Raw genomic sequence first — 13,322 nt, forward strand, 5'->3', positions numbered from 1 at the left:
TATATTTAACCAAATATATATTTTGAATATTTTAATTTACTAATATATTCTGAGCATAATAAACTTAATGGTAATACGATTAAAAATAACCACCAAGGACCAAATACAGGATTATTAATCATAAACTCTCTGATAGGTGTTGTATAATATATCGCAAGCCAAATAAATGTATGATGAAGAATATATACGCCCATAGAATTACGATCCATAAATAAAATCCAACGTGGAGGGTCTTGTTTTAGATGTGCAGATATCTTTTGGAGAAACATATATTTCCCCAAGAAAATTCCTAAAAAGAAAAGATAAAGCCAAGGTATACTTTTATTAATAGCTAAAGGCCACAAATGATTTAAGAAAGCATTTTTTTGTAAAAAAGTTATAAGATATAAAAAGATAATCAAGCACACTGAGCAAAGCCTCCCAAGATTTTTCCAAAGGTTTCTTGTCATTGTTGCTATAAAAAAACAATTAAATAGCATTAATAGAAACCAAAGGTGAGCTATTCCCCCAAATAATTGTTTCCAATAAACAGATGTGGGAAAAGAGACATACGTTATTAGTGCCCAAAATATATAAGGAACTATTAATCGTGAAAATTTCTTCTTAAGGAATTCTGAATTATTTTTGTATTTAAGTAAGTGAAAGAATCCAAATCCATATAAATAACCTGAAATAACCACAAAAATAGACAGACCTAAAGTACTAAATATAAGGGGAGAAAAAGAATAACCATAAGGAGGAGGAGAATCTATAAGAAATGGCCATACTCCTAAATTATAACAATAACAATGAAATATGACTATCATAAGCATTGCTATAACTCTAAAATAGATCACTACAGAATTTTTTTTCATGTTACAAAGGGATCTTATCTATAAATTAATTCTACTCATTTAATTACACAAAGAATAGACTTCTTGAAGTCGTCATCCAAAATCAAATCATCAACTTCACTTCCACCTTCCACCTCGTTTACATACTTTCCTGGTATCTTCATTTTGCCAGTAGCTTTGTAACGATAATATTCATATTCAATATCAAGATGACCTAAGTCCATAGCTTTATAACCTAAAGCTGCTAAATCATAAGCTAAAACCGTTGCTGTAGCTCCCAATGCCATGAATATTATAGAGCCTTTAGGTATTAGTTTCTTAGCTGCGTCTAAAATATCATCATATTTATCCCATGCATTCTCAGCTGGTGCCTCAATACGCTTTACATATAAAGCGTTATCGAATAAATTATTTCCTACACCTACTCTACATTTTTCACCTTCAATTACATAGAGTGGTTTGCCATGCCAAATAGTTTTAAACTTCTCAATATAAGCAGCAACATCAACATCTGTATAAGAAGAATAAGGACGTGAAACATATGTATTAACATAGTGTCCTCCTTGTCCTAAAAGTTTAATAATGCGATTGGCATTTCTTCTTGTCCAAGTATATGCAAAAGTTTGCTCATGTGGTTGCAAGTTAGGTATATGATGATAAAAATCAGTAATACCAATCAACAAGTTATCACTTTGAGAATGTAGTATTTCTTTTAAACGAGTACCTAAACTCTCACTCGGTTTTTGAAAGCCTTCAGAAAGTCCCCATATAATATCAAACTCTCCATTACCAAACCGAGCTAAAGACTTATCAGTCTGTATTAACTTCTCTAATGATACGTATATATCATCTATTTCTGGTTTTTTCCATTGATTAAGCCTATAAGTACCAAAAGGACGGTAATATAAACGCCAATATAAGCTTTTAAAAAGTCTTTTAATCATAAAATAAAATTTTAATTATATAATAGGATATCTATTTTTACATTAGAAAAGATAATATAGCACATTATGTACTACTTTTTAAAGTAAAAAAGCTATTTTAAAATTGTTCTACATTAGCTTGAAAATAGAACGTATTTTATTTAAACATATTTGCTTATAAGACGTACGCAATAAAAAAAAATAAGACATAAAGATTATAGAAAACGTTGATAATAAGCAAACAATTATGAATCTTAACCATCCACTTTGTTTAAACAACAGACTACACACTAATACTAAAGATACACAAAAAATTGCTATAAAAGAACATGGAAGAACACTTCTACGATAAAAAACTGTTATCTTGTAGTTAGGAATATTCTTTTTTAATATATATACGTATAGGTTAGACTTAATCAACTCTATAACAATTAAAACAATAAAAGGCACTAACGGACTATATCCAGCTTTAAGGAAAAAAAAAGTTATAGGTAATGATAATAACATTAAGAAACTATCCTGTAACGCATAGAGTTTATTTTTACCTGTAGCAACAATGCCGTAATATACAGGAGAAAATAAAACAGAAATGATACAAGTAGCCAATTGTAACTGACAAAAAATAACGGTCCAATTAGGCGGGTTTTTAAGCCATAACGTTACTATAAAATCGCCTTCAAGGAAGAAAGGCATTGATAACAAAAGCATTAAGGAAAAAGAGAACTTTGAACTATCTATAATTAGTTCTTGCATTCTTCCATAATCCTTGATAGAATAACACTTTGTCATAACTGGCCTTACTGAAATCATGAAGTTATTTGCAAATCCTCTTATTGCAGCATAAATTGTATTTGAGAATCCACAAGCAGCATTTATAGCGACAGAGAAAAACGTATTAAGCAAGATGTTTAATCCTTGTTGTTTTGCACCAAAACAAAAATTATTAAACAAGTCCCACCCTGAAAATGTAAGTAATGGTTTCATTACTTCTTTATCAACCTTCCATGAGAAAACACACTCTTCAAAATGACGTTTACAATATATCCAATATATAAGCTGTATAGTAGCTCCTGTTAATGCTATTAAAACTGCATAAGCAATCAACTTATCCATAGGAAGTACTAAAACAAAATAACAAATCAACAATTTTAAAATTGTATCAAGAATTCCTATATATGCAAAAACTGAGATTTTCTCATGTGCTATAAGCGTTGCATTATATGGTGTTTGCAAAAAAGTAAAAACTGTTGAAAGAATGGAAAATTGATAGACTATCATTGCTGCATTCTCCCGACCAGGCGGAATCGACAAGACATTAATAACTAACCATATTCCAATAGTTTCTGCTACAAGAACTAATAGAATTGCAGAAATTATACTAACATTTAAAGAAGCCGAAAATGTCTTTTTTAAACGTTCTATATTGCCTAATGGTATTTCGTATGCAAGAAAACGAGAAGTAGCACCAGCCATTGCCACCCCAATAAAAGTAAATATAGAAACAATGCCACCAACAACCTGATATGTTCCAAGGTCATCAACACCCAATACCTGAAGTATTACACGCGAAGTATAAAGAGATACTATAAGATTAAACAGCAATCTTATATACGTAAGCAATGTGTTTTTTGCTATTGTTTTATTTGAAGATATTGTTTCTGACATATAGTAAGAAATACTTAAGTATAAGAAAGGCTTCTTAAACCTGTCATTCAATTATAAAAACACTTTTAAATCTCTCTTTTTATGTAAATATAACTTCCCACGTATCTTTTAAGAATAAAACTTTATACAAGTTATAAAGGCTATATTTATACTTCCCTAAAGCACTCTTTATATACTTTCCTAAGTAAACGGACACATTGTCCGAAACCTTCGGAAAGAGTGTATGGAACTGTCGGACAGAGATAAATGATGATTTATTATGAATGAATTAAAAGACTTTTATAGTTTAACCGAGTCTATTTTTATTCGTGAAAAGATAAAGACGCAAATGTCCTTTCGTATCGGGGTGCTTCGTAACCATATTTTTTGAATATACCTTTAACGTCTTCTGCCATCCGACATGTAAAGAGATAACCAATCTCAGCATTGCCATAACGATAGAAATTACTGCGTTCACGAAAATAGGAATATATCTCATTGCGAAGATCGGGTAAATCTTTACGGCGCACCTCGCCAAAGAAATGGGTGAAGCCTGCATAACAAGTAACTAACCTTTTATCTTGAAATTTCTTACAACAACCATTCACAAGGTTCTCTGGTAAGAGAGCGGAAGGATAAATAGCTCCACCCCATGTATTGGTAGATGGCTGTAGTTTGAAATATAAATGATGCAAGCAGTTCTCTTTAACAGAACAAGATTCCAAAAAGCAGGCTTCATAACTCTTAGGGAAAGTTTCTAAGAACAATGATTCGTTTGTTACCATTGGTTAATCATAATATTAAATATACTTAGATGAATAAAGGAAGGGGAACAAAACAAAGAAGATGTAGATAACCTATTAAGGTTAAAAAGAGGAGATATCATATCCTCCCTACAAACGATGATTCGTTTGCAGGCTGACAACTATCATGATTTCTCCGCATAAGAACGAAAATGCAAAAACATATAGACAGGATACAGTAACAATCGTTAACTCAAACAATTAAAACTGTGCTGGTCAATTCAGTAGATGGATTTCATTCGCAGAATCTCTTTTGTTAATAGTTCTAATTCCTTTTATTTTCACTGCAAAATTATATAAAATCTTCGAAAAGAGAAAAAATACCAATAGAATAATCTTATTTGCAAGTGAAAATTATGGGGAGTACAAATGATATTCCCTGTTTGAGATAGAATAAAGTGCATACAAATCAGCTATTTAGAGAAAAATAACTAACTTTGCATACAAATCAGTTACACTAAGGAATGAAAAGGATTCTATTGATTACAGCCATATTGTTTATGGCATTAACAAACGGGCAGGCACAAGTGCTGAACAAAGATAACACGAAGCAGATTGGGCAGGCAGTTAAGGGGGGCATCAAGGAAGTAAAAGATGCTATCGTACAAGATACTAAGCCTACAGGCGAGCACGAGCAGTGGGATATCTATGCTGTACCTAAGATTGGACTAAATTTATCTAATCTCCCAGGTATTGATGGGAAGGTCAAGATAGGTCTTATTGGTGGAGTCTATATGGAAATGTTCTTAACTAAGAATATTGCCATAGATGTAGAGACGCAATACAGCCATCAAGGTTCATCAGGCGTCCACCGCACCCTTACTACTACCGATGTATCGGGCATAACAACAACACGCGAATATGGTTCATACGACTTTAAGTTAGATTATCTCAACACCAATTATATTGTGCGTTGGTATCCTTGGATAGACCTCCCATGGAGTTTCACAACAGGTTTGCACACTAGCTATATAATCAGTGCTAAAGCGAAACTGGATGATGGCACGAAGCATAACCTAAAAGACCATATATATAAAGGTGATGTAGCGATTTCATTGGGTGTTAGCTACGAATGGAGCCAATGGCAGATTGAAGCACGCTATAATCTCTACTTTAGGAAGCTAGCGCGCGATGCTGAAGCTCAAGAGCTCATGAGGAATGCCCGCAATAATATGTTTGAGGTAACATTGGGCTACAGGATTAAAGTGCTATAATATAATAAGGTGAGAACTGCTATCCTCATACTTCTCTCTACCCTTTCGATCAATATGTCAGCAGAGGAGAATGACTCGCTCTCCATTGCGAAGATGGGGATAGAGTTCCGTTATATCCCTGCACAAACGCTCACTCTAGATAAGGAACCACGCATTTGGACTAAGACGAAAGACACGCATTCTTGGGCCGCACAAATAAACATTACGCCTACCAAGAATGCGTATGCACACGACTATAACTATCCCACTTTCTCATTCGGTCTCCGCTATCATCTCAACCATGGAACAACCATGCACAGGGATGATCCATGGGGCGAAGCACAGCCTGTAAACTATACCAGTAAGCTGGGGAACTTCCTCACCTTATACGGCACCTTCAACCGACCACTCTATCGAAGCAAGCACTGGCAATGGGGCTATTATCTAGGAACAGGTATTGCCTACACAAGCCTTAAATATAATCAGAAGAACGATATAGATAATGAATATATCGGCTCACACCTGAATATTTATTTCAACGCTGGCTTGTACGGACAAGTTAAGATAGCGAAAGAATGGAGTGTAAAGGGCGGATTAGACTTCGCACATCACAGCAATGGAGCTATGGCGCGACCCAACAAAGGCGCAAATTACTTAGGTCCGTTCTTAGGGCTTGTTTACGAGCCTCAACAAGCCACAAACCACATTGCGAAACGTAATACTAATGAAACTAAACCCTTTCAGAAATATTGGTTCACCGAGTTTACCCTCGGGCTAGGTGGAAAGACATTACTTGAGGAATGGCTACAAACTCAGTTCAATACTCCTCAAGGACAGCCTGATTATCGTAAAGAACATTTTACTTATTACGGAGCTTACTCCTTTCACACACATATCCTCTATCGCTACGCTCGTCGTTGGGCGTCGGGGATAGGCGTCGGACTATTCTACGGCGAATATGCGCATCGGATAGCAAGAATGGATAAAGAAAACGGACATACTGACGAGAAACATAGTCCGTGGTCGGCAAGCATCGAGGCTCGTCACGAGGTTTACTATGGGAATGTTTCCGTTCGCGTCACACTCGGTTATTATCTTTACCGACACATGGGATATAGTGCCAATCACGGACTTGAATATCCTTATCACGAGCAAGTGGGTGTCTTCTATAGTTTCCCCAAACTGAAAAGATTAACGCTCGGATTCAGTGTAAATGCTCATGCTACAAAAGCCGATTTTACGGAGTTACAAATCTCAATGCCAGTTAGATTATAGAGAGATAAAAGGTCTCATCCTCTCCTCTATTTCAGAAAGGAAGCACTTAACAGAGTGTTATTTTGCAATATTAAGGGAGAGGCTTATGCATAGATGACACGCAAATACATCTACTTAGAGTCTGAAGAAACACCTTTCTTGGTATGAAATAATGCTCTTCTTAAATACCATGTTTTATTTCTTCGGATGTGTAGTTATCAGAAATTAATATTACCTTTGCAAAGGTAAAGATTAGAATAAGTATTAAGAAATGATATCAATAGACGGACTGACGGTGGAATTCGGCGTGAAGCCATTGTTTAAGGATGTTTCATTCGTCGTCAATGAACGAGATAGGATAGCCTTAGTGGGTAAGAATGGAGCTGGAAAATCAACGATGTTGAAAATCTTGTGTGGTCTTCAGAAACCAACAAGTGGTACTGTCTCAGTACCCAATGATTTGACGATTGGATACCTGCCACAGGTGATGAAACTTTCTGACGATACGACCGTGAAGGAGGAGACGCGTAAGGCTTTCGCTGACAAGACAAAGATGGAGGAGAAGCTCAAGAGGATGGAGCAGGAGATGGCCGAGCGTACTGATTATGAGAGTGATAGCTATTCCGAACTCGTTGAGCGTTTTACGACCGAGCACGAACGTTATATCATGATGGGAGGCGAGAATTATGAGGCCGAGATTGAACGAACTTTGACAGGTTTAGGTTTTACGCGTGATGATTTTGATCGTCCTACACGTGAGTTCTCTGGTGGATGGCGTATGCGTATTGAATTGGCGAAGATTCTTCTCCGTCGTCCAGACGTACTCCTATTGGATGAGCCAACGAACCACCTTGATATTGAGTCCATCCAATGGCTGGAACAATTTCTTGCACAGAGTGCCAAGGCCGTTGTGCTTGTGAGCCATGACCGAGCATTTGTCAATAATGTCACGAATCGTACACTGGAGATAACCTGTGGGCATGTGGAAGACTATCGTGTGAAGTATGACGAGTATCTCGTTCTTCGAAAAGAGCGTCGTGAACAACAGCTTCGTGCGTATGAGAACCAACAGAAGGAGATTGCCGATACAAAGGCGTTTATTGAGCGTTTCCGTTATCAAGCCACCAAAGCCGTACAGGTTCAACAACGCATTCGTCAGTTGGAGAAGATTGTGCCAATAGAAGTGGACGAGGTGGATAATTCAGCTATGCGTCTGAAGTTTCCTCCATGTCTGAGAAGTGGAGATTATCCGATCATTGCTGAAGGCTTAGGGAAGACCTATCCCAATAGATTGCATAGTGATGGACCGGGTCAGACGGTGTTTGAGGGGGTGGACCTGATTATCAAACGAGGCGAGAAAGTGGCGTTCGTCGGTAAGAATGGTGAAGGAAAGTCTACTTTCGTGAAGTGTATCATGGGCGAGATTCCTTTTGATGGTACGCTGAAGATAGGTCATAACGTACAGATAGGTTATTTCGCACAGAATCAGGCACAATTGTTAGATGAGAACCTTACGATCTATGAGACGATTGATAGGGTCGCCACAGGTGATATGCGATTGAAAATCAATGATTTGCTAGGTGCGTTCATGTTCGGTGGAGAGACGTCGGAGAAATACGTCAAGGTACTTTCAGGAGGCGAGCGTTCACGCTTAGCGATGATCAAACTCTTGCTTGAGCCCGTGAATCTTCTTATCCTTGATGAGCCTACCAATCACCTCGATATCGCCTCAAAGGAAGTGTTGAAGGAAGCCATCAAAGCCTTTGATGGTACGGCAATTATCGTGAGTCACGATCGTGAGTTCCTCGATGGATTGGTAAGTAAGGTCTATGAGTTTGGTGGTGGTAAGGTGAGAGAGCATTTAGGTGGAATCTATGATTGGTTGAAAAGTCTCACCCAGCTAAACCCCTCTCCTACAGAGAGAGGGAGTGCAGCCTCCCCCAACCCCTCCGAAAGGAGGGGAGTGCCTATGCGCACACGAGAGGATAAGGGTGCTTTAAAACTTCCTCCACATCTCAACAAAGAACTTGCAAACTTGTCTCTCCCCCTGTCGGGGGAGTCGGAGGGGGCCTTATCCTACGCTGAACGCAAAGAGATACAGAAGAAGATTCGTAAGGCTCAACGTGCCGTGGAGGAATCCGAAAGCAAGATAGCCAAGTTGGAGACACGTAAGAAAGAATTGGATGATCTATTGATGACACCCGAGAATGCCTCGAATATGGAGCTCGTGACGGAATATACCAACCTCCAGCGTGAACTTGATGAGGAAAACGATAGATGGCTCATACTGTCGGAAGAGTTGGAAACTCTGAAACTTTGAAAAAGCCTGAAACTTTGAAACTTTGAACTTTGATGTTTAACATTACCCACATCGGTAATCATAATTATGAATTATGAATTTTGAATTAAACCAAACTTTTTTACTATGCGTATCAAAAAACTTTTACCAATGATGTTCCTTGCATCTCTCCCCTTTATTGCTATGGCACAGGGTCAGGCAGGAATCAAGGCAGAGAATCTCGACAAGTCGGTACGTCCGGCTGACGATTTCTTTACGTTTGCCACAGGTGGATGGCAGAAGCTCAATCCCCTTCCTGGCGCTTTCTCACGTTTTGGCTCGTTCGACCAGTTACAGGAGAACAATAACAAGCGGATTAACACCATCCTTACAGACTTGCTTAAAAAGCAGGGCAAGGAGGGTTCTGTAGAGAAGAAGTTGGGCGACTTCTATAAGCTCGCTATGGACTCGGTTCGTCGTAATAAGGAAGGCGTAAGTCCTGTTAAACCCTTGTTGGACGAGATGGAGAATGCAAAAACCTTGACCGATCTTCGTAATCTTCAGATTAAGTATGCCACTTTTGGATATGGTGTACCTTTTGGATATGGTTTTGATGCCGACCAGAAGAATGCTAAACAGAACATATTAAATCTTGGTCAAGGTGGGTTAACACTTGGTCAGAAGGAATATTATCTGGATAATGATAAAGCCACGAGCGAGATTCGTAATGCTTATCGCCAGTTTATTGTCAATATGTTCCGACTCTTTGGATTCTCTGACACACAGGCTCAGGCACGTCGTGATGCTATTATGCGTTATGAAACAATGTTAGCTTTGATTTCAAAAAGTAATACAGAATTACGTGATGTTGAGGCCAATTATAATAAGATGACGCTTGATGAGTTCAAGGAGAAATATCCTAATCTTCCACTGGAATCATTGGCGAATGCTGAAGGTATACAGAGTAAGGATATTCAAACAATGGTGGTTGGTCAACCCTCATTCTTCGCAGGCGTTGACAAACTGGCATCTACTGGTAATTCAGATGAACTTCGTGCTCGAATGGAATGGGATGCAATCTTGTCGTCAGCTAATTGTTTGAGTGATAATGTACGTGCTGAATATTTCAACTTCTTTAGTAAGACCATGCGTGGAACTAAGGAGGATTATCCTCGTTGGAAACGTGCCACACGACAAGTGGAAGAACAAATGGGCGAGCCACTCGGACGTATTTATTGTGAGCGTTATTTCCCAGCGTCAAGTAAGAAACGTATGGAGGAATTAGTTAAAAACTTGCAGGTGAGCCTTGCCGAGCGTATTAAAGCACAAGATTGGATGAGTGAACCAACCAAGAAAGCTGCTCTTGAAAAACTCTCTACCTTCTATGTGAAGGTGGGTTATCCTAACAAGTGGAAAGATTTGAGTAAACTTACAATAGATCCCTCAAAGTCTTTTTATGATAATGTTCAGGCATGTCGTAAGTTCTGGGCTAACGTAACTATTCAAGAGAAAGCTGGTAAGCCTGTTGATAAGGATGAATGGTTGATGACCCCACAAACGGTGAATGCTTATTATAATCCTACGACAAATGAGATTTGCTTCCCAGCAGGTATTCTTCAGTATCCATTCTTCGATCCTAAGGCCGATGATGCCTTCAATTATGGAGCTATTGGTGTGGTGATTGGACATGAGATGACGCACGGATTTGATGATCAAGGACGCCATTATGATAAGGATGGTAATATGACAGACTGGTGGACAAAAGAAGATGGAAAGAACTTTGAGGCTCGTACAGGTAAGTATGCTGACTTCTTCAGTGCTATCAAGGTTTTGCCTGATCTTAATGCGAACGGTAAGCTCACATTAGGTGAGAATCTTGCTGACCATGGTGGTCTTGAGGTGGCTTTCAATGCTTTCGAGAAGACGCCAGAAGCCAAGAAAGGCAAGGTTATCATGGGCTTTACTCCAGAACAGCGTTTCTTCATCGCTTATGCTGGTGTATGGGCAAACAATATTACAGAGGCCGAGATTCGTAGTCGTGTGAAGAGTGATCCTCACTCTCTTGGCGAGTGGCGTGTGAATGGTGCTCTGCCTCATATTAATGCTTGGTATAAGGCGTTCGGCGTGAAGAAGGGCGATAAGCTCTTCATCCCAGAGAACGAACGTCTGAAACTTTGGTAAACGAAACTTATGATATAAGTTTACGTAATGTTGCTCACATTAAACGTAATAGATTTAGTCCCCTCCAATCAGAGGGGACTTTTTTACTTAATGAAGGCTTTTGTGATATATGAATAAATAAGGACGTTTGCTTCCTATTTTATTCGTGGTTTTATATTATTTAATCTCTCGTGTTTCCCTTATTTGTCTGAAGTATTTGTTCTATCAGTATTTAATCACTATCTTTGTATCTGATTAGTATAGAAGAGATTGATAAATGAGAACGATTGAACTCCTTGCCCCAGCCAAGAACCTCGAATGTGGAATAGCCGCTATTGACCATGGAGCAGATGCCATATATATTGGCGCTTCCCGATTTGGGGCACGCCAATCGGCTGGTAATAGTGTTGAGGATATTGGCAAGTTATGCGAATATGCTCATCGTTATGGTGTCACGGTTCACGTGACCATCAATACGATTATCTATAATGAAGAGTTTGAAGAGACACTTGCCTTAGTACGTGAGTTGGTGAATGTTGGCGTTGATGCCTTTCTTTTACAGGATATGGGGTTGATGAGTAAGGTGAGGGAAATCGTGCCAGATACAGTGGCTCTCCACGCCAGTACACAATGTGACACGCGTACATGGGAGAAAGCCCAATGGTTGAGCGAGCAGGGGTTCGATCGTGTCGTTTTGGCTCGAGAATTATCAGTTGAAGAAATCAGTGAGATACATAAACGTTTGCCTAATCTGGAGTTAGAGGCCTTTGTGCATGGCGCATTGTGCGTGAGTTATAGTGGAATCTGTTATGCCTCACAATATTGTTTTGGGCGTTCAGCCAATCGTGGAGCATGTTCTCAGTTCTGTCGTTTAGCGTTTGACTTGAAGGATTCAGACGGGAAAACCATAGAACACCAGCGTCATCTTCTCTCACTAAAGGATATGAGTCAGATAGATAATCTTGAGGCACTAATGCGTTCTGGGGCTTGTGCTTTTAAGATAGAGGGAAGACTGAAAGATATTAATTACGTAAAGAATGTGGTCTCGGCTTATAGCCAACGCCTTGATGAGATCATCCGTCAATATCCTAGTGAGTTCCATCGTGCCTCTTTAGGGCGTGTGGCTTATTCGTTTACGCCTAACCTAAAGAAAACTTTTAATCGTGGATATACGAGCTATTTCTTAAATGGTAGACAGGCTGATATTTTCTCCCCTGATACGCCAAAAGCCTTAGGCGAGTTTGTAGGTACGGTGAAAGAGATAAGACGTGATAGTTTCAATGTGGCTGGTACGTCAAGTTTCGCTAATGGTGATGGGTTGTGTTTCTTGGGGGGTGGTTTTCGTGTGAATCGAGCCGTGGGTAATCGCCTTTATCCCTATAAGATGCCACATGGCTTAAAGCCTGGTATGGCATTGTATCGTAATCAAGATCAAGCCTTTGATAAGGAATTGAGTGGTACTACGGCTATCCGTAAAATCCCTATTGTAATGACTTTCGGGCTTACGGATAATGGCTTTATATTAAGGGGGAAGCTCGTATCTGGTGATGTGATGGAAGATACATTAAGTGCCGAAACACTTATTAGTTTCGATCATCAACAAGCCCAGAAACCTCAACATGATAATATCGTCCGTCAGTTGACAAAACTCGGAAATACGGCTTATGAATGCTCGGATGTTAGACTTGAAGATGGGGTGGAGCAATGCTTTATTCCTAGTAGTGTACTTGCTGATTTACGTCGTGCATTGATAACAGAATTAGACAAGAAGATACAGGAAAGAAAGCGTATCACCATTCACAGGACTACAAGATTGGATAGCGATAAGGCGCAATCCTATAAGTTTGTGAGAGAGGCTAACCCTAGTCAATATCAGGCATTCCCTTATCTTTATAATATCTCTAACGATGTCGCCCGTAAGTTTTACGAACAACAAGGAATAATGAAACCCGATGAGGCTTTCGAGAATCAACACCCACAAGGCGTACAAGTGAAACGTGGACAAGTGGAGGATGCCTTACTCATGCAATGCCGTCATTGTATTCGTTATTCATTAGGCTATTGTGTGAAACGTGGAGGAAAGAAACCCACATGGCGTGAACCTCTATATTTAGAATTACCCGATAAGCGTAGATTCCGTTTAGAGTTTGATTGCAAGGATTGCCAAATGAATATTCATCCTGACGTAGAGTAAGTGTGTTTCATCTAACCTTTAACCCCAAACATTCTCACAA

Annotated in this window: 9 protein-coding genes; 5 read left to right on the forward strand and 4 right to left on the reverse strand. The window is 38.9% G+C overall.

All coding sequences use genetic code 11. The features are described 5' to 3' along the window. Positions 1-5 precede the first annotated feature (5 nt). The 4 genes from D464_RS0102210 to D464_RS0102225 form a co-directional block, all read right to left on the reverse strand. Complete coding sequence (locus tag D464_RS0102210) at positions 6-854, reverse strand: acyltransferase family protein (RefSeq protein ID WP_018909950.1); 849 nt, start codon at positions 852-854, stop codon at positions 6-8. A 35-nt stretch (positions 855-889) separates the two neighbouring features. Continuing rightward, positions 890-1,777, reverse strand: coding sequence for a GT-D fold domain-containing glycosyltransferase (locus D464_RS0102215; RefSeq protein ID WP_018909951.1), 888 nt, complete (start codon positions 1,775-1,777; stop codon positions 890-892). Positions 1,778-1,885: 108 nt separating this feature from the next. Next, positions 1,886-3,421, reverse strand: coding sequence for an MATE family efflux transporter (locus D464_RS0102220; RefSeq protein WP_018909952.1), 1,536 nt, complete (start codon positions 3,419-3,421; stop codon positions 1,886-1,888). Between the two features lie 302 nt (positions 3,422-3,723). Beyond that, positions 3,724-4,185 (reverse strand): DUF6078 family protein, encoded by a 462-nt coding sequence (locus D464_RS0102225; RefSeq protein ID WP_018909953.1) that lies wholly within the window; start codon positions 4,183-4,185, stop codon positions 3,724-3,726. A 482-nt stretch (positions 4,186-4,667) separates the two neighbouring features. Here D464_RS0102225 and D464_RS0102230 point away from each other — a divergent pair, with 482 nt between their 5' ends. The 5 genes from D464_RS0102230 to D464_RS0102250 all read left to right on the forward strand — a co-directional run bounded on the left by D464_RS0102230 (position 4,668) and on the right by D464_RS0102250 (position 13,282). Beyond that, a complete protein-coding gene (locus D464_RS0102230; RefSeq protein ID WP_018909954.1) occupies positions 4,668-5,417 on the forward strand; it encodes an outer membrane beta-barrel protein in 750 nt (249 codons plus the stop codon). A gap of 54 nt (positions 5,418-5,471) precedes the next feature. Next, complete coding sequence (locus D464_RS0102235) at positions 5,472-6,671, forward strand: acyloxyacyl hydrolase (RefSeq protein WP_018909955.1); 1,200 nt, start codon at positions 5,472-5,474, stop codon at positions 6,669-6,671. A gap of 250 nt (positions 6,672-6,921) precedes the next feature. Further along, the gene (locus tag D464_RS0102240; protein WP_018909956.1) at positions 6,922-8,970 is read left to right on the forward strand and encodes an ATP-binding cassette domain-containing protein; all 2,049 of its coding nucleotides are present in this window, start codon (positions 6,922-6,924) and stop codon (positions 8,968-8,970) included. A 105-nt stretch (positions 8,971-9,075) separates the two neighbouring features. Continuing rightward, positions 9,076-11,109, forward strand: coding sequence for a M13 family metallopeptidase (locus D464_RS0102245; protein WP_018909957.1), 2,034 nt, complete (start codon positions 9,076-9,078; stop codon positions 11,107-11,109). Between the two features lie 256 nt (positions 11,110-11,365). Further along, positions 11,366-13,282, forward strand: a complete 1,917-nt coding sequence (locus D464_RS0102250) for a peptidase U32 family protein (protein ID WP_018909958.1) — start codon at positions 11,366-11,368, stop codon at positions 13,280-13,282. Positions 13,283-13,322 lie beyond the last annotated feature (40 nt).

It is taken from the genome of Prevotella veroralis DSM 19559 = JCM 6290, assembly GCF_000377625.1.
Taxonomy (GTDB): Bacteria; Bacteroidota; Bacteroidia; order Bacteroidales; family Bacteroidaceae; genus Prevotella; species Prevotella veroralis.

Excerpts from the sequence above, each read along its gene's own strand:
- D464_RS0102210 (WP_018909950.1), bottom strand. The coding sequence starts at position 854 with ATGAAAAAAAATTCTGTAGTGATCTATTTTAGAGTTATAGCAATGCTT.
- D464_RS0102215 (WP_018909951.1), bottom strand. The coding sequence starts at position 1,777 with ATGATTAAAAGACTTTTTAAAAGCTTATATTGGCGTTTATATTACCGT.
- D464_RS0102220 (WP_018909952.1), bottom strand. The coding sequence starts at position 3,421 with ATGTCAGAAACAATATCTTCAAATAAAACAATAGCAAAAAACACATTG.
- D464_RS0102225 (WP_018909953.1), bottom strand. The coding sequence starts at position 4,185 with ATGGTAACAAACGAATCATTGTTCTTAGAAACTTTCCCTAAGAGTTAT.
- D464_RS0102230 (WP_018909954.1), top strand. The coding sequence starts at position 4,668 with ATGAAAAGGATTCTATTGATTACAGCCATATTGTTTATGGCATTAACA.
- D464_RS0102235 (WP_018909955.1), top strand. The coding sequence starts at position 5,472 with ATGTCAGCAGAGGAGAATGACTCGCTCTCCATTGCGAAGATGGGGATA.
- D464_RS0102240 (WP_018909956.1), top strand. The coding sequence starts at position 6,922 with ATGATATCAATAGACGGACTGACGGTGGAATTCGGCGTGAAGCCATTG.
- D464_RS0102245 (WP_018909957.1), top strand. The coding sequence starts at position 9,076 with ATGCGTATCAAAAAACTTTTACCAATGATGTTCCTTGCATCTCTCCCC.
- D464_RS0102250 (WP_018909958.1), top strand. The coding sequence starts at position 11,366 with ATGAGAACGATTGAACTCCTTGCCCCAGCCAAGAACCTCGAATGTGGA.